We start from the raw sequence: 20865 nt of genomic DNA, 5'->3' as shown, positions 1-20865 counted from the left end.
AGGGGGTATTCCACATAATATAGTAGGTTTCAGAATATCAAATTCGATTATATGAGCCTAAATGCCAGATTTAAGAGACTAATGATGAAAAAGCGGAGTCTAAAGGTGAAAATTAGAGCCAAACTAAGTATTTATGAGTCGATATACTAATGGGGGTATGTGAGAAACCCATTTATGCGTAACTTTTAAGATATATGCGTGACTTTCCATCAGATTTGCGTAACTTTTCCATTATATGCGCATCTTTCTCCGATTTTTGCGTAACTTCTTATTATTGGAAAAATTCAAAATCTATCGTATAATATTTCGAAAGACGAAGTTTAATAGGGGGAGTTTCATTTGTCATACCTTACCTATCCGTATCGTTCGCAGCGAATGGCGACGATTGCTAGAAATGGCATGGTGGCGACATCTCAGCCACTTGCAGCACAGGCAGGTCTTGATATGTTAAAAAAGGGCGGAAATGCCGTGGATGCAGCGATTGCGACAGCAGCATGCTTAACCGTTGTTGAACCAACGTCGAATGGCATCGGTGGTGATGCATTTGCCCTTGTGTGGATCAAAGATAAGTTGTACGGGTTAAATGGGAGCGGACCTTCCCCGCAAGGAATTTCAATTGAAAAAGTGAAAGAGCTCGGACATGAAAAAATGCCATCGCATGGCTGGATTCCCGTCACGGTACCTGGTGCTCCATCTGCGTGGGCAAAGCTCTCCAAACGCTTCGGACGTTTGCCGTTAACGGAAGTATTACAGCCAGCGATTACTTACGCGCGTGGTGGTTACCCGGTATCCCCAACGCTAGGAAAGTACTGGGCTGGTGCTTATAAAATTTATCAGAAACGCTTTGGGGATGATGCTTCATACCAGGAATGGTTCCGCGTGTTTGCTCCAGATGGAAAGCCACCACAAATCGGTGAGATGTGGAAGTCGGAGGATCATGCAAATACCCTTCAAGAAATCGCAGAAACCAATGCAGAAAGCTTTTACCGAGGCCGATTAGCAGATGAAATCGATGCTGCATCCAAGGCACATGGAGGATTTTTACGAAAAGAGGATTTAGCAGCCTACCAAGCGGAGTGGGTGGATCCGATTAGCGTAAACTACCGAGGCTACGATGTGTGGGAAATTCCGCCGAACGGTCAGGGTTTGGTCGCGCTGATGGCACTCAATATATTAAAAGGCTACGAGTTTTCGCATCGTGAAGATTTAACTGGATTGCATCTGCAATTAGAAGCGATGAAGCAGGCATTTACAGATGGGAAAACGTATATTACGGATCCAATAACGATGAAGGCAAGTGTTGCAGATATGCTCTCGGAGGAATTTGCCCAGCAGGCGCGCGAAAAAATTACAGATGAAGCTCAGATACCAGAACCAGGCACACTTCCAAAGGGTGGAACGGTGTATTTGGCTACCGCTGATGGAGAAGGGAATATGGTTTCTTTTATCCAAAGCAACTATATGGGCTTTGGCTCTGGTATCGTCGTTCCCAACACAGGAATCGGACTGCAAAATCGCGGCCACGATTTCTCATTGAATGAAAAAGACGAAAATGCTCTTGCTCCTGGGAAAAAGACGTATCACACGATCATTCCTGGTTTTATGACAAAGGGTGGAAAGGCTGTCGGACCGTTTGGTGTGATGGGTGGATATATGCAGCCTCAAGGACATGTGCAGGTAGCAATGAACATGATTGATTTTGACCTCAACCCACAAGCGGCGCTGGATGCTCCTAGATGGCAATGGATATCAGGAAAGAAGATAGAAGTAGAGCATGATTTCCCGAATCATCTGGTTCAGGGGCTAGTGAGAAAAGGCCATGAGATGGTCGTTGCTCATGATTTTGGCAGATTTGGTCGTGGTCAGGTGATTGTTCGTAATCCAGAGACAGGCGTGCTAACAGGAGGTACGGAGAAGCGTACGGACGGTAGCATTGCTAGTTATTAGGGAGAGACACATCTATGAAAAAGCTATTATTAACGGGGTTTGAACCTTTTTTAAATCATCCGATCAATCCAACAGAGGAATTGGTGTTAAGACTCGATGGAGCACAAATTGGTGAATACGAGGTGAAGGGAGTACTTTTGCCAGTAGATTTTGAAAAAGCCCCAGTGGCTATATTGGAAGCGGTTCGTGAGTTTTCCCCTGATGCGGTACTGTCGCTCGGCCTTGCTGCTGGACGGACGGAAATGACACCAGAGCGGATTGCGATTAATTGTCGCGATGGCGCAGCGGATAATAGCGGGCGAGCTTTAGTAGATTCTAAGATCGTTGAAAATGGAGCGGACGGCTATTTTTCTACTCTTCCTATTCGGATACTAGTGGATGCCCTTAATGAGAAAGGATATCCTGCTAGGATCTCCAACAGTGCGGGTACGTATTTGTGCAACAATGTGATGTACATCGTTTTGCATGAGCTAAAGGAGAAGCAGGTGGACATTCCAGCTGGCTTTGTACACGTTCCAGCATCCCACGAGCTTGTGATCGATGAGAAAAAGGCAATGCCAAGCTGGTCCTCAAGAGACTTGCTTGAAGCAGTTAAAATTATGATTAAGGCACTGAGCATGTGAGGTTTCACATGCTTTTTTCGTGTTACAATTCAGGATGGGATATCTAATTTCAACATAGTGTTAACTATAAGGATAAACTCCTTGAAATAAAAAAGTTTTCGACGGATGTTTCATTAGGAAAGTATTGGTAATGCTGAATTTCAAAGTCCCATCTTCAAATTTCGACAAGCCCTATGAAAATTTAATGGCTAGTCTTACTTGACCAAGAGACAGTTTATGTAGATAATAAATATTGAATTTTCTTAAAATTTCAGAAAATTAAAAATTGTTAACGCTTTCACATAAAAGGAGGCAAGAAATGATCTTTTTTGGCTTACTTCTCATCTCAGTCGTTTGTTTGTTTTTTGCATTTAAAAAGAAAAGACCCTTCTTCTTAGTGATTCCATTCCTATCCATTTTTGTTTACTTCATCGTACAAATCATCCTAGTTCCCATGCCATTCATTGATACCATCAAATTTATTTTCAGCTTAAGCTAATACGGTTGATGACTTTTTCTTGCATAAGTGGCGAGTAAAAGTTCATATACATTTTTCGAAAAGAAAGGAGGATCGGTTTTACAAAAAAAGCTGTTCATCTAGACACGCACAGGAACATCATTTTTCATGGGGGTGTAAGTGTGAAGAAAATTGATAAAGAGGTAGCAGATAGTTATTTCCGCGAAAGAACTCGCAATATTATTATTTATTTTATCGTCTGGTTTCTCGTTTCTTTTGGAGTGGTCTTTTTTGCTGAGCCATTAAGTCAGTATTCCATTAATGGATTTCCACTCCATTATTTCATGGGAGCTCAAGGGGCAGTGATCACGTTTATCATTTTACTTTTTGTAAATGCAAAGCTTAGTGACAATGTGGACAAAAAATACGGAATTGATGAGAGCAAAAATGAACAAATCAGTTCTGGAAAAGTGTTCGAGCATTAAAGGGGAATGCTCGGGGGTCTCAAATAGAAAAAGAAGAAACAAGGGGAAATCAATCAATAGGGGGGAATACATTTGGATACACAATTCTTGGTCTCATTAACGATCATTTTAGCGACGTTTGCCCTGTATATCGGGATTGCCATTTATAACAAGGCGAAGGCAACATCTGATTTCTATGTAGCCGGACGCGGTGTACCGCCTATTTTTAACGGAATGGCCATCGGGGCGGACTGGATGAGTGCGGCTTCATTCATTGGTATGGCGGGTACGATTATGCTACTCGGATACGACGGTCTTGCTTATATCATGGGCTGGACGGGCGGATACTTATTGCTTACGTTCTTACTTGCTCCTCAGCTTCGTAAGTACGGTCGCTACACGGTTCCTGAATTTATCGGTGACCGCTTTGACAGCCATACGGCTCGTGTCATTGCGGCTGTCATTACGATCATTATTTCTTTTACGTACTCGATCGGTCAGCTGTCAGGTTCTGGGGTAGTTATCGGACGACTGTTTGAAATCGATGCGAAGCTTGGAACGATGATCGGGGTTGTGTTAATTGCATTCTATGCGGCGTTCGGAGGAATGAAAGGGATTACATGGACGCAGGTAGCTCAGTATATTATTTTGATTATTGCCTACTTGATTCCAGTTATTTTTATGAGCTTGCAAATTACAGGCAACCCAATGCCATGGCTATCATACGGGGAGCTTGTTGGAAAAATGGGTGAACTTGACCGGGAGCTTGGCATATCAGAATACTTTGCACCGTTTACAAACGGAACGAAGTGGCAGTTCCTTGCTCTTATGTTTACGCTCATGGCTGGGACGGCTGGTCTTCCACACGTAATCGTTCGTTTCTATACGGTATCAACGATGAAAGCGGCTCGTTGGTCAGGAGCTTGGGCACTGCTTTTCATCGGATTATTATACTTATCCGCACCAGCTTATGCGGCGTTTTCACGCTTTATTTTAATGACAAAAGTGGCTGGTAGTAAAATTTCTGAGCTTCCGGCTTGGACAAAAACATGGGTGGACACTGGAAAGCTTCAAGTAGCTGATGGCAATGGGGATGGCATTCTTCAGTGGAGTGAGCTAGTAATTTCTAACGATATCGTTGTAATGGCGACACCTGAAATTGCCAACCTAGGTGTATTCGTAATCGGTTTGGTAGCTGCTGGTGCGATGGCAGCGGCTTTATCAACGGCAGGTGGATTGATGATTGCAATCTCCTCTTCCTTTGCACATGATATTTACTATCGTGTGTTAAAGCCAAATTCAACAGAAAAGAAACGTCTATCTGTTGCTCGCTGGTCGATCGTTATTGCGACTTTATTTGCAGGGCTTATCGCGCTTAACCCACCAGGAGCCATCACACAAATTGTGGCTTGGGCGTTTGCGCTTGCAACAGGAACGTTCTTCCCAGCACTTGTTCTGGGTGTTTGGTGGAAGCGTTCGAATGCTAAAGGTGTTATTGCTGGTCTATTAGTCGGACTAGGGGTGACCTTAACGTATATTTTTGCCGCCAAATACGGCGGATTTACGATTTTAGGCATTATTGATACGGGAGCGGGAGTGTTTGGAGCTGCAGCAGCGTTCCTTACTAATATTATTGTTTCTCTATCAACTGAAGCTCCATCTCAGAAAATCCAGGAGGAAGTTATTGACTTACGCTATCCAGAGCAGATGGTGTATAAGAATGGCGAGGTTTGGATGAACGATGGAACAAAACAACTATAATGAAACCATTTTAGAGGCTGTACGGTTTCACCCCTTTTTTCAAGGGGTGGATGTCCGTACGGCCCTTTCCCTTATCGAGCTTTGCGAGCTTCGAATGTATGAAAAGCAAGAAACAATGCTGAAAAAAGAGGCTCAGCGTGACGGCTTACTCCTCATCCTATCAGGGATTGCAGAAGTGTATATAAAAAATGAGCACGGGACGCAGGAGGAAGTGTTAGAGATTGTTCAAAAAGGGGAGTTGATTGGCTTTTCGAGCTTGGCTGATTTCCTAGGTGTCTCCAAACCAGGCAAAGAGGCAGCTACTCAAGTGGAGGTTCGAGCGGTCGAGTCGTGCAAAGCCCTTTATATCCCTTTTACTGTCATTACCAAGCGATGGGATGACCCGAATGTTCATGATTATTTATTAGCTCAGGTGAGTGTGCGGCTTAAGGATATTTATGCCTCGTTAGCGGAGCAGGTTCAGCTAGCGCGTGATTTTGGGGAAAGAGATGCGTTCATGCTGCGCGTTCAAGATTTGATGACGGAACAAGTGGTGAGTGTTTCCCCGACAACAACGGTTCAAGAGGCAGCTCTTCTGATGCATAAAGAGCGCACAAGCTCTGTGCTTGTAACAGAAAAAGGGAGGCTTAAAGGAATTATCACAGAACGAGATTTGGTCGAACGGGTGATTGCGGCAGGACGATCTTTGGATTGTGTTGCAGGAGATGTCATGACACCCGATCCGGTTACCATCTCACGTTTCTCCTATTATTATGATGCGTTATCTTTAACACTGTTAAAAGGAATCAAGCATTTGCCAGTCATAGAAGGTGAAAAACTCCTCGGAGTGGTTACGTTATCGGACTTATTACGGAAAAAGAACGAAAATGTGATGAAGACGATTCAAAAGATCGAGCAATGCACAGAAGAGACGATTGTTCATGTGGAAAAGGCGATTTATGACATACTTGAAACGCTTATTAAAGACAAGATTCCTATGTTAAAAACGTTAGAGATTGTGACTCAGCTGTACGATCGACTAGTAAAGAGAGCGGTGGAGCTTTCCATAGAGGCACTAGAGGAAGAGGCTCCCTGTCACTTCGCTCTTTATCAAATGGGAAGTGCGGGCCGAGGAGAGCAGTTTTTGCTCACGGATCAGGATCATTTTCTTGTTTACGAGAAGGCGGAAGAGAAGGAGTATTTTACAAGATTAGGTAGGGAGATTACAAACATGCTTGAAAAAGCAGGATATGCCCGTTGCCTTGGATTGATGATGTGTAGTGAGGGGAACTGGCGGGGGACAATCGAAGTGTGGCAGGAAAGAGTCAGAGGCTGGATGCTTCAAGCGACGAATAACCATCTCCTACTAGCGCAAAACTTCTTTTCGTATCGTTTTTTAACAGGATCACACCCGTTGAATGAGAGATTTGAAGAGGGAATACGAGAGTTATTACAACGCTCCAAGATTTTTCTGTATCGACTGTCTCAAGTGGAGAGAGAGCATGTGATTCCGACTCTTGATCAACCGATACGGTCTTTATTTAAGCTAGAGCGAAAGCAGCTTGATATGAAAAAGGAAGTGTTATTTCCTTATCATCATAGCTTGCAAATTCTCACTCTTTTACATGGAGGAATGTCTGGGACGTCCGTTGACAAGATTTCCTTTTTAAAAGAGAAAGGGGTGCTTTCGGAAGCGTTTGCCACCGATTTGAAGCAGGCGGCAGAAGAGGTACTGCGCCTGTATGTGACTCAGCGCTGGCAGCAGCAAGGAAAGTCCCATATTGAGTTTGCTAGACTATCAACCCGTGAAAAAGAAGAGCTTATTCTTAGTTTAAGATCATTAAAAGAGTTGCAAAGCCAAGTGTTTGCTAATTTTACTGTATAGAAGGAGGGAAGAGATGTTCTTTTTACGCAAATCAATCACCTGCCCGCTTCTATATCAGGAAATACCGTTATCCACTCCACTAGATGAGCTGAAATTTGTCGTTTTTGACACGGAAACGACAGGGTTCGAAATAGCTACATCAGACAGATTGATAGAAATTGGGGCTGTTTTAGTAGAGGGTTTTAAGGTTTGTGAGGCTTCTAGCTTTCAAACCTATGTGAATCCATCTCGACAAATTTCTCGGGAAATAACGGAATTGACGTCTATTTCTAATGAGCAAGTGGCTGGTGCACGATATGCATTTGAGGCGATTTCTGATTTCTTTTCGTATGTGAGAGAGCAGGAGACCGTGAGTCTAGTCGGGCATTATGTAAGCTTTGATACGCTTGTGTTGAAAAATGAATTGAAGCGAGAAAAAATGGGGCTAAAGGGGACTTTTACGATTGATACACTTGATCTGATTGGGTTTCTCGCTCCGTCCTATGATATGCGCGACCTCGAGCGATACGCGCGTGCGTTTGGAACAAGAATTTATGAGCGGCATAACGCGGTAGGTGATGCAAAGACAACGGCGTATTTATTTGTGGAGCTTATCCAGCAATTTCGTGATCGCGGCTATCATACGTGGGGGGAGCTGGTGAAGGCAACAGAGAGTCAAGCTCGGTTCTTACAGCTGTAAGAGCATGGGGAAAACCCCATGCTCTTTATGTTATTCTGGTTGTAGGGATACTAACGCACCATTTTTATAAGAAAGAATGTACTCTTTACCTGAAAGCTTTTGATAAGCCTCTGCCGTTCCGTAGGACACTTTTAAGGGAAGTGTTCCTGTGGCTGTTTGGAACTCGACGGTAAACTTGTCAATGGCACCAACCACTTTGGCTCTTGTGGTAACTGGTGTATCGGTAATCAGTAATTTTTGCCCGATGATAATCATTTCTGTATTTAGTCCATTTTGTCCTTTTAACACATCAATGGATGTACCAAAGCGCTTTGCTAACCCATAGATTGTATCCCCAGGGGCAACGGTATAAAACTTCGCAAGCTGCTTAACTTTTTGTGATATTTCCTTTTCCTTAGATGGAATGTGTAACGTTTGTCCGATTTTAATTGTATCGGATGATAGTCTGTTTGCTTTTTTTAGTTCTGAAATCGTTGTTCCGTATTTGATGGAAATTCGATATAACGTATCTCCAGAAACCACTTTGTGTGATTGAACGGAAATCTCCTCGTAGTCCTCTTCTTCCCCAAGATGTGTTGGAACCTCAAGCTTTTGTCCGATATAAATCCTGTCGGAAGCAAGCTTATTTTCCTTCATCAATTCGTTTACGCTTACATTGTATTGTTTTGCAATACGTGTTAGGGTATCACCCCTTTGGACGGTGTAGAAGCCTGCTTCTGTTTCTGCTTTTGCTGACTTCATACCAGATCCAAATAAGGATGAAGCTGTAATCGCTGCCATCATGGTCACACCAGCAAGTTTACGACGGTTTGCCTTTGAAGCAGCTTTTCTTTCGTTTTGAATCCTTGCTTTTCTTGAATAGTCCATAATATCTCCCCAAAATGTAGTAATAAAACCAATATTTATGTATAAATTCACCTCATTCTACGTAATATGTCCCTGGGTAGACAATAGGGATAACCTCTCTAAAATTTCGACAGAGTTCTTCAAACCTTTCGCCTATTTTTCAACAAACTATGAGAGTTTTTGGCATAATACGACCTACGCTTTTGGATTGTATTTCCATAATTTGCGGCAACAGGGTCAAAACGACCGGTAAATGATAGGTAGCTTGTCCTTTATATCGAATGGTCCTTTTTACTTGTTTTTGACGATTTTGTAACATTTATTACGAAAAAAATGTGAGAGGATAGGTTGTTTTTGTCCAATTTTTCAAAAAATTTTCAATAAGCCTTGTCCCTATTGAGTTTTTCGTGCATATATTCTCAACCAAGCTAATAAAATGGTTACAAACCTACAAAGAGAGTGTATGAGGTGAGGAGTCGTTTGCAAATGCGCGAGATTTAGTTCCATACATGTTTATTCCTTGTAACGTTTAGAAAGTGTCACACTTTCTGCCGCACACAATGCTCAGAAGAAATTGTTTTTTGAAAATAATAATGGATGTTGTGCGGGTAACAATACACCAACGAAGCGGAAGCGGGTCTCATTTCACACTTCTCACATCCAATTTAGGGAGGGCGAGTGGTGTGCACGATTACATCAAAGAGAGAACTATCAAGATTGGAAAGTATATCGTGGAGACGAGAAAAACAGTTCGCGTAATCGCGAAGGAGTTTGGCGTGTCCAAAAGTACAGTCCATAAAGATCTAACCGAAAGACTACCCGAGATAAACCCAGAACTGGCAAACGAAGTGAAGGACATATTAGATTACCATAAATCGATCCGCCATTTACGTGGGGGAGAAGCGACAAAAATGAAGTATAAGAAAGAAGAACTAGAAGGCGAGCCTGTTCAGTGATTTTTAAAACCTTCCATGATATGTATGGAGGGTTTTTATTTTGTTTGGGATGCTCGGGGGACAGGTTCTGAAAATACGGGTATTGGCCTTGTTTTACATAGAAAAAGCTGATGAACTTTCGCATTTCAAAGTTTATTTGACATTTTTTCCGACTTTTTGACAAATTATTATTGTAATTTACCTATTTGTGATAAAATATTCTATTAGAGACATTAGGTTCGTAATAGGTAAGTCTCTTTTCCTACACACCGAGTTTTTGATAAGAATTTAACCCATGATATATATGAGAAGAGCACGAATACGATTGTTACCTTTCAAGGAGGAAATGAAAAGGATGTTTGCGAGAGATATTGGAATCGATTTAGGAACAGCTAACGTACTGATCCATGTGAAAGGCCGCGGCATTGTGTTAAATGAACCATCTGTTGTGGCTATAGATAAGAATACGAATCGTGTGCTTGCGGTTGGTGAAGAAGCGAGAAAGATGGTTGGACGTACACCAGGGAATATCGTTGCGATTCGCCCGCTTAAGGATGGAGTAATCGCTGACTTCGACGTAACAGAAGCGATGCTTAAGCACTTTATTAATAAGTTAAATGTAAAAGGCTTCCTTTCTAAGCCACGCATTTTGATTTGTTGCCCAACAAACATTACAAGCGTTGAGCAAAAGGCGATTAAAGAAGCGGCTGAGAAGAGCGGTGGAAAGAAGGTATACCTAGAAGAGGAGCCAAAGGTAGCAGCTATTGGAGCAGGGATGGACATTTTCATGCCAAGCGGAAATATGGTTGTTGATATCGGGGGCGGAACAACGGATGTTGCTGTTCTTTCTATGGGTGATATCGTTACTTCTTCTTCCATTAAGATGGCTGGAGATAAGTTCGATAACGAAATTCTTCATTACATTAAGCGTCAATACAAATTATTGATCGGTGAGCGTACGGCAGAGAATATCAAAATTAATATCGGGACAGTTTTCCCAGGTTCTCGTTCAGAGGAAATGGAAATTCGTGGGCGTGACATGGTGTCAGGACTTCCACGCACGATTACGGTTCGTTCAGAAGAAGTCGAAGGAGCACTTCGCGAATCAGTGGCTGTCATTGTACAAGCTGCGAAGTCTGTTCTTGAGAGAACACCACCAGAATTATCTGCGGACATCATTGATCGTGGAGTGATTTTAACAGGTGGAGGAGCACTACTACACGGCATCGACATGCTTCTTTCCGAAGAGCTGAAGGTTCCTGTATTAGTAGCAGAAAACCCAATGGACTGCGTAGCAATCGGAACAGGTATCATGCTTGATAACATCGACCGTCTACCACGAAGAAGACTAGGCTAAAACCAAACATAAGGCACTTCCGTCCGGAAGTGCCTTTCCTATGACCACTACTTCGGGTGTCTGTCACCCTTCGTGGACAAAACAGACATTTTTTCCACCTCAGGCGGACAGTTCAACGAGTGTCCACTTCAGACGGACAAAAAGGGCCGATCTGTATTTCTGTGGTGACAGACACCCTCCGTGGACAAAAGGGGTCGATTTGTCTTTTTGTGGTGTCTGTCACCGTGGGGGATACCGGGAAATATTACCCGTTCCAAATTTCCTGAAAAAACATAATGTGCTTTTCGACATTTTTTTTTATAATAGATACTAAGTGTGGTTTTAATTATTTTTGATATTCATATAGATAGTTGAAAATGAAGAGGTGACAGGATGTTTAGAGGGTTTTATACGGCTGCGTCAGGTATGATCTCCCAACAGAGAAGAACAGAGATGTTCACTAATAATATGGCAAATGCGAATACTCCGGGATTTAAGGCGGATCAGGCGTCGATGCGTGCATTTCCTGAGATGCTGTTAAAACGTTATGATTCGCTATCCATTCCGACTGAAAAAGGGTTGAACCTTACGACCGGAACAACGATTGGTGCGATTAACACGGGCGTATATATGCAGGAAGCGATTCCGAAGTTCATTCAAGGAGATTTGCAAGCAACAGAGCAACGTACGGATATTGCACTAGTTGATTTGTATATGCCACCAAATGCGCAAAATGGCCTAGCAGGTTCGGTTTTTTATAGCGTACAAGGTGCAGATGGTACGGTAAAGTATACTCGTAATGGTGACTTTACATTAGATGGTCAAGGGTTTTTGACAACATCTAGCGGGAATATGGTCCTTAATGATCAAGGCGAGCCAATCCAGCTCTCAAGCGATCAGTTCACGGTTAGTGAAGATGGCCTTATCACCGGTGCAAATGGAGAAACAGCCCGCCTAGGTGTAGGATTTGCCGCAAATCCACAGCGTATGATTAAAGAGGGCGACGGATTATATCGTACAGAGGATGGCAATCCACTTGCCAATGCCTTTAACGAAGCAGGCATTCAGTTTAAACTGCAGCAAGGGTATTTAGAGCGATCAAACGTCGATGTGAGCCGCACGATGACAGATATGCTAACGGCGTATCGTGCCTTCGAAGCCAACCAAAAGGTGCTTCAAGCGTATGATAAGAGCATGGATAAAGCAGCCAATGAAATCGGAAGAATTGGATAAGGAAGGAGGCACTAATTCATGAATCGTACGATGATTACAGCAACTAACACATTATCCCAGCTTCAAAAGCAAATGGATATTATCTCTAATAATATGGCAAACGTAGATACAAATGGCTATAAAAGAAGAGAAGCTACTTTCACTGATCTATTGGTTCAAGAGTTTAACAACCAAGAGCGTGCGAATAAAGAAGTGAACCGACTTACTCCAAATGGAATCCGCCAAGGAACAGGGGCAAAGCTTGGACAAGCTCAACTAATCATGAATCAGGGAGCCCTTAAGCAAACCGGTCGTTCACTTGATACGGCTTTTACAAAAGAAGGACAACTTTTTAAAGTACTTGTTCAAACAAATGGGGTAAATGAAGTTCAGTATACGAGAAATGGTGCGCTTTATTTATCGCCTCTTTCCGATACAGAAGTGATGCTTGTTAATGGCGATGGATTGCCAGTACTTGACGAAAACAATAATCCGATTACAATAAATGGTGAAGCCAAGGATTATAACATCAATGCAAATGGCCAGTTAACGGTAACGAAAACGGCAGGTGCGACAGAAGTGTTTAACCTTGGAGTGGTTCGTGTGAATAAGCCACAATTCTTAGAGCAACGTGGAGGAAACTTACTTGGTCTTCCAGCAAATGTTGCTGAAGATGAAGTATTAACAGAGCTAAATGGAGGGCTAAGAGCAGAAATCAGCCTTCAACAGGGAGCTCTTGAACAATCGAATGTGGACCTTTCAAAAGAAATGACTGAGCTAATCAATGTTCAGCGTGCATACCAATTTCAATCTCGCTCCGTGACACTTGCGGATCAGATGATGGGACTTGTGAACGGAATTCGTTAAAAGGGGAATCAACCATGGCTGTAAACAATAGTAACCAGGAAGCTGTTTCCTTACGCGAGCAGCGAAAAAAGGAACGCAGAGAAGAAAAGGAGAAAGCGCTGAAGGAAGGCCGAAAGCGAATTCGCATTCGTCTGATTCCGATCTGGCTTCGGGTTATCATCGTTGCCATTCTACTTATTGTTAGTACCGTATCTGGTGCAATGGTCGGATACAGCGTCATGGGTAATGGCAAACCCAAGGATGTGTTTGACAAATCAACGTGGACGCATATCGTTGAATTGGTGAATAGTGATAAATAAGCAGAAAGCAGTCATGTGTTTGACTGCTTTTTTTGTTTGCTTTTCCTAGTGGCTTTCCGCTACAATAGAATATATAAAACCTAGTATTAGTAGGAGGTACTAATTCTCATGTTGAATATAGAACAAATTAAAGAAATCATTCCGCATCGTTATCCATTCTTGCTAGTGGATCGTATTTTAGAGCTAGAAGAAGGAAAGCGCGCGATCGGTATTAAAAATGTGACAGCGAACGAAGAGTTTTTCAACGGACATTTTCCTGAGTTTCCTGTTATGCCAGGTGTTTTAATTGTAGAAGCTCTTGCGCAGGTTGGAGCGGTTGCGATGCTCGTTAAAGAAGAAAATAAAGGTCGTCTGGCATTTTTTGCAGGAATTGATAACTGTCGCTTTAAGCGTCAAGTCGTACCTGGCGATCAACTTCGATTAGAAGTAGAAATGACAAGAGTACGCGGCACCTTCGGCAAAGGGAAGGCAGTTGCTACGGTAGAAGGCGAACTTGTGTGTGAAGTGGAAATTATGTTTGGTCTTGGAGACAAAAAGGAATAGATTAAATTAGGCCGAATCATAGGATTTGGTCTATTTTTTTGGAGGATATATGAAAAAGCTTTTGATCGTTTTAATCGTACTCATAGCGGTGAGTTATTCTTTATTTCAAGTATCCAAATCTCGAAGCTTTCAATTTTTTGGAGGCATTGTAGAAAAAGTAGAGACAGAAGAAAAAGTCGTCGCATTATCCTTTGATGATGGACCAGGGGTTCATACAGATGAGATCCTGTCTATTTTACAGAAAGAAGAGGTAAAAGCGACCTTCTATTTAACAGGTAGAGAAATCGAAGAAAATGTGGAAGAGGCAAAAAAGCTCGTTCAAGCCGGTCATGAAATAGGCAACCATACGTATTCTCATCAACGGATGGTGTTAAAATCACCAAGCTTTATTAAAAACGAAATAGAATCAACCGATGAATGGATTCGGACGGCTGGATACAAAGGGGAGATTACGTTTCGACCTCCTTACGGGAAAAAGCTTTTTTTCCTCCCTTATTACTTGAATAAGCATGATCGACCAACGATTCTGTGGAATATTGAGCCAGAGACAGATCCAGACATTGCAGCAGATTCTGAGAAAATAACGGATGACATTGTTACCCGTATTGAGCCTGGTTCGATTATTTTGCTGCATGTAATGTACGAAAGTCGGACGAAATCCTTGGATTCTGTAGCACCAACCATTGAAGCGCTTAAAAAGAAAGGTTACACCTTTGTGACGGTTTCTGAGCTTCTACAGTATGAATGAAAAACATGGTAAGTAGGAAACTCTAAGGAAAAAAGGAGTTTCTAATCATGAAATTGAGACAGCAATGGACAGTTAATGTGATCATGGTGATTGTCTCTTGGACTACGGCCTTATTTTTAGGAAAACAAAATATAAAGAGATTCATGCCTGCATCATTTTTTGCAGTAGTCTTCGAAGCCTTCAGTGTGTTGTATGCAAAAAAGAGAAAATGGTGGGTTTTTTATAATCAACCAAAATCGTATATGTCAGGCGAAATGTCCTTTAATATTGGCCCGTTTATCGTAGCTTCCATGTGGATATTAAAGTGGACGTATGGAAACTAAAAAAAGTTCCTGTTACTCAATGCAGGGGTAAATGCATTTTTTGCTTTTATCGTGGTTCGGTATTTGGAACGCTTAAATGTGGCAAGATTGAAGAACATCAATCACTTTCAATTTTTTCTCTACTTCTTTTTTAAAGCATTCTTTTTATATGGATTTCAGTCTCTGTTTGATAAAATAAGAAAATAATAAGCGAAACGTCAACAAGCATTTGCTCGTTGACGTTTTCTTATTTGGTGGAAGTTAATTTTGGTTTGGTCATCATTTTTTCTCGGAATGCGCTTAATAGCTCTTCCCCGCTTAATCCTTTTTCAATCAGATCACTTAAAAGTAGCTCTGCATAATTTTTCGATCTTTTTAAAAAGCCTTCAAATAAAACGGAAAGGCGCCCATCGATTTTTTTCACGGCAAGAACTCTTGTTGTAAAGCTAGCAGGATCGTTTTCCTTTTTGGATATGACAACTTGCGCTGGTGTCTCTTTTTCTGACTCAAGAAGCCTTGTAAAAAAATCATGATAGTTAGCATCGACATACGCTTCAATCAGCCATCTGTTTCTTTCGTCCTCTTTGTTGATAATTAGTCCGTCATGGAGAGTAATATCTTGTGCTTCACTGTCGTCAATGATTTGTAAAGAAATCAATTTGAACGTTTTCATTTTGATACCTCCCGAACAAGCTTTCCTAAATTATAACATATGCAGAGATGAAAGCGAATTCTGCTCACTTTTGAAAAAATCCACTCAAAATAGTCATGGAAAAGCCCTTTGAATAAGATAGAGCATGAGCTAGTTTAGAGGTGATTTCTTTGTATTTAGAGGGAGACGAATTGATTGTGGTCGGGGCTAATTTACTGGCGATAGGTGCCTTCATTTCGGCAGTTGGGGAAACGGGGGCTCATCCAGTTGAAGAAATCAATAAGAAGCTCGTGCGTGACGGCAATGCGGTACAAGCGGTCGGGAATACGTTGCAAGGAGTGGGCCGGTTAAAGCTCTTGGATCAGCCTGAGGAAGAGAGGTATGTCCTTGGGATGGTAGGAACCTTTGTGCAGGCCAGTGGAAATACCATTAATAGTTTGGCCACAGATGTGGAAATAGAAAGTCCTTCTTTAGAGAATACAAGATTCAATTCCTTAGGAAGCACCATCCAATCGATGGGTGCGTCGTTAGAAGCGACTGGTGTCGCCCAAGTGGAAGAAGGGACGTCACCTAACTTAGAGGTGGTTGGACTTAGTCTGATTACCATTGGGACGATGCTCGATTCAATCGGTGTACTAACTCCTGAAGAAAAGGAGAAACAAAAACGAATTCTTCTTTTTGCAGGCGGTTGGATTGAATTCGCAGGGACACTCCTCGTTGCTTATGCTATTAACAAATAGTTTTGTCGAAAAAAACTTTTGAGAAGTTGAAAATCGTAATTTGGAGGGGTGTTCATGGGATAAAATTGCATTTTTGTCTAAGGAAATGATGGAAAGTTCACGGGAAATAAATAGGAAAATAGAACTAAGACTATTTTACATAGGCCTTCTATTCCGATTATGATAAGAGCATCAATTGGAGAGGAGATGACAGATGATAAATCAAGTGACGTTGGTAGGTTATGAGAAGCCAATAACTTGAACAAAGATACAGGAATATGTTGTAAATTTATTTAATATATTTTATACTTATGATAAGTGAAATACTGTCTAAGGTTATTAGACTTATTTAATAATAGGATTTCAAACAAGATATGGGTAAGGTAATCAATTTCTAAAAAAATATTGTTTACTTTTCCAATTGATGTGTTATATATTTTTAAAAAAGGAAAGCAAGAATCGACAATTTCATTTAACTAATGGGAACGACCCAAGCGTATGAGTAAGGTAAACATCTTACACATATTTGCTTGTGGTCGTTTTTTGCTTTTTAGCCTAAAAAATATAAACAATTTAGTTGGGGAATTAACATGGGGGAGATTGTAACTCTATCGTGGAATTTCACAGAAAAATTAGAAAGTCTTGATAGGATGAAAAGAAAAAGAGAAATCGTTATAGGGTTATCTCAAGCATAGGAACTAAAATAACAAAGGTACAAGATGGTAATTGATACATTGCTACGAAGATGGAAGTAGCTGAAGGTGGAGTGAAAGCCTACTAACTTGCTAATGAGCAATAGTAAGCCATCCCCACAAACTGGGCATCGTTGGACTTTAATTTAGGGGGAAATCAATATGGGTGTTATTAGGGAAAAACAAACAGCATTAGGAACTGTGTATAAACGCTATGATAGCAATAATGAACTTATTCAAAGGTTTGGAGCAATTGGTTTTATAAAGGAGTCAACAGAAAGTAAAATGACATATTTTATTGTTAGTGATATTAATGGGAACTTAATCAAGGATGCAAATATATATTTAAACAAAGTGATTGGTAAGGCAAAGTATAAAAAAAGAGAAAGAGCCTTCTCTGCTTTAAAGATTTTCTTTTCCTTTCTGGAACTAGTACATATTAAAAATCCCACAGATTTAACAGATGATGATATCAAAGATCTTCGGTTGTTTTTGGAGGGTGGAAAAAAAGAAGGTCAAATATGGGGTTTAGACTTTCAAGTTAGACGAGATAATCAAACATTCAACCACTATTTAAATGTGTACAGGGATTTTTTATATAAATTGTATGGTTTCTCAACCACCACCTTATTTGCCACTATTAAAACTGGAGTATCAAATAGTAAGGGTTTTTTTGCACATACAAAGAAAGAGACACACGAACGATACGTGGAAAATAAAATAGTAGGCCACCCAGGTATATCGGTTCCCAGATACATAAGAACTTACGAGTATGAAAAAATCATGGAAATCGTAGAGGAAAGTTACGGTTCGCGTGAAAAGGCTATTATCAACTTGATGTATGATTATGGACTTCGTTTAGGAGAGGTTTTAGGCGTTACATTTGAAGATATTGAGCAAATCAATATGGAACATTATAAACTTATCATTCGAAATAGAGTTTCCGACAAGCCTACACAGAGGGCTAAGGGAGTTCTTGTTCCTGAAACCGTAGATGATTATAAAAGTCGCAGCTACAATACTGAAGGTAATGGTCTTGGATACCAAGTAGTTTTTATTGATGAAGATATGGCGGAACTTATCCAAGAATATGTTGATGAATCAAGAGATAACGCTGTATTAAGCAGAAGTTTTAAAAAAAGAGAAAATTTGAATAGTAAGGCAACTGCGGATAAGGTTAGCGCAAACCCTATTTTGAATAATCAGAACCAATATATTTTCTTAAACCAACAACATTATACCCCCTTATCTCAGGCAGGTTGGAATTACGTTCTTCGGAAAATTTTTAGCAGTGCAGGAATTTCAATGGATAGGGATAAAAAGGAAATAAACTTAAGTCATAGATTCCGCCACGCTTTTGCTATGAAACTTGTAAAACAGGGTTCACATGAATATGAACTTCAAAAAGCACTTCGTCATCAACATCCAGATAGCTGTAAAGCATATTTTAATCCAGACGACGATGATAAGGTAGAACTTTTAATGAAGAACAAAGAAAGGTCTTATTACAATGAATAGAACAAACAACTTTTACAATAAAAAAGAACTCGAAGCTATTAATAAAAATATAGAAAAATTTGAATCTGATAATATAATAAAAAGTTTTTTGTTGGAATGGTTACAAACAAGTGACATGCAGAATATTTTGTCACAAAGACCTTTTATAATGTATCCCAAAAATAGATTTGATAATGTAAAAATTTCACTTATAAATCATTTTATTGGCATTTTGGAAAAGTTTATCCTTAAACAAGAGCACTTGACTTGGGCAAATTACTGTAGGATTATTCATGAAATACCAGGGGGGAGGAGCAATAGATTCGATTCACCTTTAAGGGAAATGTCACGGAGTTTTTATCTGCATGCAATGGATTCTAATATAATAACTAACTTACAAGTTAAATCTTTTATTTCGATCAATAGAAATCTTTTTTTATCCGAAGAATTTAAAAAGACTAAAGGCAAACAAAATAACACTCCTTACATAAATAATTGTATTCGCACTAATTTTCCTATTGATTCAAGGGAAGAACACATTATTCAGGTGGAATATGTTATTAATGATGGTAGTCTGATTACTGCCAACTTTTATTTACCAGCCCATAGTCAATTTTTAATAAAAACAATGAAATCCTTCCTAGACATTTTACCTAAAAGGAAACTAAATAATGTTTATAACAGGGTCATGGTTACCATTTTTGAGGATAGCTTAGGAGGTCAAGAAATTAATAAATTTGAAGACTTTAATGAACAAGCGTTTAAAAAACAATTAAATTATATTGATTCGTTCGTGGAATCCTATGATCCTTCTTCGCGTGTCTATTACCGGCAATTTTTAATTAAATTTTATAGATATATTGATGACCTCTATTTGGAAAAAAATGGTGTTAGGCTATTCGATTCATTATCATTCAATAGAGATCTTATTATTCATAAAAACTACTTAACCAGCGTAGTAGAGGGCTATGAGATAGTTAACCTTAATTCATTGGGAAACTATCCTGAATCGGATAAATGGTTTGTTGTTGCAGATGATAATAAGCATGGTACTCATATCTCAAACTCCATAAACTTTTTTATTAATTTTGAATTAGTTCATAACATTGAATTTAGAAATGTTTTAAAAGATTATATTTGGAAATTGGATTCATTATATATTAATACGCCTAACCATTTTCAGGTAGCCGTAGATTTTCTGAACCAAGCTGACACTTACTATCAACAAGAGCTACAGGTCAAACAATTAAATAATGCATTGATAGATGATTTGAAGCCATTTTCAAGTAGATTTCTAAATTTCTATTATGCAAATCTCTTGTCCAATAATAAATATACAGAAAAAACGATAAATGGCTATATCAAGCTTATTAGAAAGTTTATGAGGCACATTCAACGAAAATTTTACATTCCCGATATTTTAATGGAACAATTTAATACATTTAATGTGGATGATAAAGGTGGAAATCCAATCCCTTTTGAAGATTTCAAAAAAATACAAAAGGGATTTCAGAGAAAATATAATGATGAAAATCAAATAATGTTAATAATTTTACAGTTGGCCGTAGAAACAAAAATGCGCCCCGGTGAAATTTTAGCGCTAGAAAGAGATTGTATTCTTTCAATCGATAAGGGTGGGGAATTTGGAACTATTCAATATTTCGTAAAAACATCAGGTAGAAAAAAGAGATCAGAGGTTCTCTTGATGGAACATATAAGATTGTTACAAAAAGCGATAAAAATAACTCAACCTTTATATGAAATGTCAGAAAAATCTCTAAAAAAATATATTTTTCTTTGTACCCACTACCGTTATAAAAATCAAGTTATAGCAGCAAAAAATCCATTTAAAAAAGCATTTACAACAATGGCGAAGAATTTCTTTGACCAAGGGGAAATACAATCTAACTACACACCTTATAATTTGAGAGACACCTATATTGATAAGGCCTGGCAAATGGTTGAGGATGGACTCGTTTCAACGACAGAGGTTGGGGTTATTACAGGAAACTCAGCAGTTGTTGCTGCAAAACATTATCGAAAAAGGGAAAAAACAAAACGCTATGTAGAAGCTCTTTATGAGGTCTCTATCCTGGATGGTGAAATACCAGGCTCTATCGTTGATATAGAATCTGTTGACAACCTCCCTCCTGTCCAAGATGGTGCTGGTAATTGTGCTAGTGAATCATGTGTAAAAATTGATACAGATGAGGACAGTTTTTATAAATGCCTTACATGTAAAAAGTTCGTAACAACCGTTGAAAGAAGTCCTTTTTTTGAACAACGAATGAGGATATATATGAACAAAAAAGAGGTTGCAACGTCTGCTGTTGAAAGAAATTTTTATAGCGGATTAATTGAGCTATATGGTAGTTACCTAACTGAAATGTATAACGTTATGGAGGAGACAGTATGACAATAACTCCCACGGAAAAAGAAGTAA

The 20865-nt window shown here is 39.9% G+C and carries 20 protein-coding genes; 18 read left to right on the top strand and 2 right to left on the bottom strand.

The annotated features are described in order from the left end of the window. The first annotated feature begins 339 nt into the window (after positions 1 to 339). From ACRX5O_RS14255 to ACRX5O_RS14225, 7 genes are all read left to right on the top strand, one after another. Positions 340 to 1947 (top strand): gamma-glutamyltransferase family protein, encoded by a 1608-nt coding sequence (locus ACRX5O_RS14255; RefSeq protein WP_433906559.1) that lies wholly within the window; start codon positions 340 to 342, stop codon positions 1945 to 1947. A 14-nt stretch (positions 1948 to 1961) separates the two neighbouring features. Further along, complete coding sequence (locus ACRX5O_RS14250; RefSeq protein WP_433906558.1) at positions 1962 to 2570, top strand: pyroglutamyl-peptidase I; 609 nt, start codon at positions 1962 to 1964, stop codon at positions 2568 to 2570. Between the two features lie 298 nt (positions 2571 to 2868). Next, positions 2869 to 3048, top strand: coding sequence for a hypothetical protein (locus ACRX5O_RS14245; RefSeq protein WP_430774511.1), 180 nt, complete (start codon positions 2869 to 2871; stop codon positions 3046 to 3048). A 140-nt stretch (positions 3049 to 3188) separates the two neighbouring features. Further along, positions 3189 to 3491 (top strand): DUF4212 domain-containing protein, encoded by a 303-nt coding sequence (locus tag ACRX5O_RS14240; protein WP_251520620.1) that lies wholly within the window; start codon positions 3189 to 3191, stop codon positions 3489 to 3491. A gap of 72 nt (positions 3492 to 3563) precedes the next feature. Then, positions 3564 to 5231, top strand: a complete 1668-nt coding sequence (locus ACRX5O_RS14235; RefSeq protein ID WP_433906557.1) for a sodium:solute symporter family protein — start codon at positions 3564 to 3566, stop codon at positions 5229 to 5231. Next, positions 5212 to 7095, top strand: a complete 1884-nt coding sequence (locus ACRX5O_RS14230) for a DUF294 nucleotidyltransferase-like domain-containing protein (RefSeq protein ID WP_433906556.1) — start codon at positions 5212 to 5214, stop codon at positions 7093 to 7095. The genes ACRX5O_RS14235 and ACRX5O_RS14230 overlap by 20 nt, the downstream gene beginning before the upstream one ends. Positions 7096 to 7108: 13 nt before the next feature. Continuing rightward, positions 7109 to 7774, top strand: coding sequence for a 3'-5' exonuclease (locus ACRX5O_RS14225; protein ID WP_433906555.1), 666 nt, complete (start codon positions 7109 to 7111; stop codon positions 7772 to 7774). Positions 7775 to 7804: 30 nt separating this feature from the next. Here ACRX5O_RS14225 and ACRX5O_RS14220 read toward each other — a convergent pair whose 3' ends face one another. Then, a complete protein-coding gene (locus ACRX5O_RS14220; RefSeq protein ID WP_433906554.1) occupies positions 7805 to 8641 on the bottom strand; it encodes a LysM peptidoglycan-binding domain-containing protein in 837 nt (278 codons plus the stop codon). Between the two features lie 662 nt (positions 8642 to 9303). Here ACRX5O_RS14220 and spoIIID point away from each other — a divergent pair. The 8 genes from spoIIID to ACRX5O_RS14180 all read left to right on the top strand — a co-directional run bounded on the left by spoIIID (position 9304) and on the right by ACRX5O_RS14180 (position 14883). Next, on the top strand, positions 9304 to 9576 hold the full coding sequence (gene spoIIID, locus ACRX5O_RS14215; RefSeq protein ID WP_119710225.1) for a sporulation transcriptional regulator SpoIIID: 273 nt from the start codon (positions 9304 to 9306) through the stop codon (positions 9574 to 9576). Positions 9577 to 9910: 334 nt separating this feature from the next. Then, positions 9911 to 10912 (top strand): rod shape-determining protein, encoded by a 1002-nt coding sequence (locus tag ACRX5O_RS14210; RefSeq protein ID WP_433906650.1) that lies wholly within the window; start codon positions 9911 to 9913, stop codon positions 10910 to 10912. Positions 10913 to 11284: 372 nt separating this feature from the next. After that, positions 11285 to 12124, top strand: a complete 840-nt coding sequence (locus tag ACRX5O_RS14205) for a flagellar hook-basal body protein (protein WP_433906553.1) — start codon at positions 11285 to 11287, stop codon at positions 12122 to 12124. 18 nt (positions 12125 to 12142) lie between these two features. Further along, entirely contained in the window at positions 12143 to 12970 is an 828-nt protein-coding gene (locus ACRX5O_RS14200; protein ID WP_433906552.1) for a flagellar hook-basal body protein, read from the top strand. Positions 12971 to 12984: 14 nt separating this feature from the next. Then, the gene (locus ACRX5O_RS14195; RefSeq protein ID WP_433906551.1) at positions 12985 to 13269 is read left to right on the top strand and encodes a DNA-directed RNA polymerase subunit beta; all 285 of its coding nucleotides are present in this window, start codon (positions 12985 to 12987) and stop codon (positions 13267 to 13269) included. A 108-nt stretch (positions 13270 to 13377) separates the two neighbouring features. Further along, positions 13378 to 13812, top strand: coding sequence for a 3-hydroxyacyl-ACP dehydratase FabZ (gene fabZ / locus ACRX5O_RS14190; RefSeq protein WP_119710220.1), 435 nt, complete (start codon positions 13378 to 13380; stop codon positions 13810 to 13812). A 49-nt stretch (positions 13813 to 13861) separates the two neighbouring features. Then, the gene (locus ACRX5O_RS14185) at positions 13862 to 14560 is read left to right on the top strand and encodes a polysaccharide deacetylase family protein (protein ID WP_433906550.1); all 699 of its coding nucleotides are present in this window, start codon (positions 13862 to 13864) and stop codon (positions 14558 to 14560) included. Between the two features lie 47 nt (positions 14561 to 14607). Continuing rightward, a complete protein-coding gene (locus ACRX5O_RS14180; protein WP_433906549.1) occupies positions 14608 to 14883 on the top strand; it encodes a hypothetical protein in 276 nt (91 codons plus the stop codon). A gap of 226 nt (positions 14884 to 15109) precedes the next feature. Here ACRX5O_RS14180 and ACRX5O_RS14175 read toward each other — a convergent pair whose 3' ends face one another. Then, positions 15110 to 15535: a YwpF-like family protein gene (locus tag ACRX5O_RS14175; RefSeq protein WP_433906548.1), complete on the bottom strand. Its 426-nt coding sequence runs from the start codon at positions 15533 to 15535 to the stop codon at positions 15110 to 15112. Positions 15536 to 15711: 176 nt separating this feature from the next. On the opposite strand from ACRX5O_RS14175, the gene ACRX5O_RS14170 reads away from it, so the two are divergent. From ACRX5O_RS14170 to ACRX5O_RS14160, 3 genes are all read left to right on the top strand, one after another. Then, the gene (locus ACRX5O_RS14170; RefSeq protein WP_433906649.1) at positions 15712 to 16254 is read left to right on the top strand and encodes a DUF6944 family repetitive protein; all 543 of its coding nucleotides are present in this window, start codon (positions 15712 to 15714) and stop codon (positions 16252 to 16254) included. Between the two features lie 833 nt (positions 16255 to 17087). After that, positions 17088 to 18443, top strand: a complete 1356-nt coding sequence (locus ACRX5O_RS14165) for a tyrosine-type recombinase/integrase (protein ID WP_433906547.1) — start codon at positions 17088 to 17090, stop codon at positions 18441 to 18443. Continuing rightward, complete coding sequence (locus ACRX5O_RS14160) at positions 18436 to 20838, top strand: site-specific integrase (protein ID WP_433906546.1); 2403 nt, start codon at positions 18436 to 18438, stop codon at positions 20836 to 20838. Before ACRX5O_RS14165 ends, ACRX5O_RS14160 begins: the two co-directional genes overlap by 8 nt. The last annotated feature ends 27 nt before the right edge of the window (positions 20839 to 20865 follow it).

It is taken from the genome of Robertmurraya mesotrionivorans (genome assembly GCF_050971805.1).
In the GTDB taxonomy this organism is placed as follows: Bacteria; Bacillota; Bacilli; order Bacillales; family Cytobacillaceae; genus Robertmurraya_A.
Note: the sequence above shows the minus strand (reverse complement) of the source record. Positions and strands in the feature narration are given on the sequence as shown.

Excerpts from the sequence above, each read along its gene's own strand:
- ACRX5O_RS14225 (WP_433906555.1), top strand. The coding sequence starts at position 7,109 with ATGTTCTTTTTACGCAAATCAATCACCTGCCCGCTTCTATATCAGGAA.
- ACRX5O_RS14165 (WP_433906547.1), top strand. The coding sequence starts at position 17,088 with ATGGGTGTTATTAGGGAAAAACAAACAGCATTAGGAACTGTGTATAAA.
- ACRX5O_RS14230 (WP_433906556.1), top strand. The coding sequence starts at position 5,212 with ATGGAACAAAACAACTATAATGAAACCATTTTAGAGGCTGTACGGTTT.
- ACRX5O_RS14195 (WP_433906551.1), top strand. The coding sequence starts at position 12,985 with ATGGCTGTAAACAATAGTAACCAGGAAGCTGTTTCCTTACGCGAGCAG.
- ACRX5O_RS14220 (WP_433906554.1), bottom strand. The coding sequence starts at position 8,641 with ATGGACTATTCAAGAAAAGCAAGGATTCAAAACGAAAGAAAAGCTGCT.
- fabZ (WP_119710220.1), top strand. The coding sequence starts at position 13,378 with ATGTTGAATATAGAACAAATTAAAGAAATCATTCCGCATCGTTATCCA.
- ACRX5O_RS14160 (WP_433906546.1), top strand. The coding sequence starts at position 18,436 with ATGAATAGAACAAACAACTTTTACAATAAAAAAGAACTCGAAGCTATT.
- ACRX5O_RS14205 (WP_433906553.1), top strand. The coding sequence starts at position 11,285 with ATGTTTAGAGGGTTTTATACGGCTGCGTCAGGTATGATCTCCCAACAG.
- ACRX5O_RS14245 (WP_430774511.1), top strand. The coding sequence starts at position 2,869 with ATGATCTTTTTTGGCTTACTTCTCATCTCAGTCGTTTGTTTGTTTTTT.
- ACRX5O_RS14200 (WP_433906552.1), top strand. The coding sequence starts at position 12,143 with ATGAATCGTACGATGATTACAGCAACTAACACATTATCCCAGCTTCAA.
- ACRX5O_RS14250 (WP_433906558.1), top strand. The coding sequence starts at position 1,962 with ATGAAAAAGCTATTATTAACGGGGTTTGAACCTTTTTTAAATCATCCG.
- ACRX5O_RS14175 (WP_433906548.1), bottom strand. The coding sequence starts at position 15,535 with ATGAAAACGTTCAAATTGATTTCTTTACAAATCATTGACGACAGTGAA.
- ACRX5O_RS14210 (WP_433906650.1), top strand. The coding sequence starts at position 9,911 with ATGTTTGCGAGAGATATTGGAATCGATTTAGGAACAGCTAACGTACTG.
- ACRX5O_RS14180 (WP_433906549.1), top strand. The coding sequence starts at position 14,608 with ATGAAATTGAGACAGCAATGGACAGTTAATGTGATCATGGTGATTGTC.
- ACRX5O_RS14185 (WP_433906550.1), top strand. The coding sequence starts at position 13,862 with ATGAAAAAGCTTTTGATCGTTTTAATCGTACTCATAGCGGTGAGTTAT.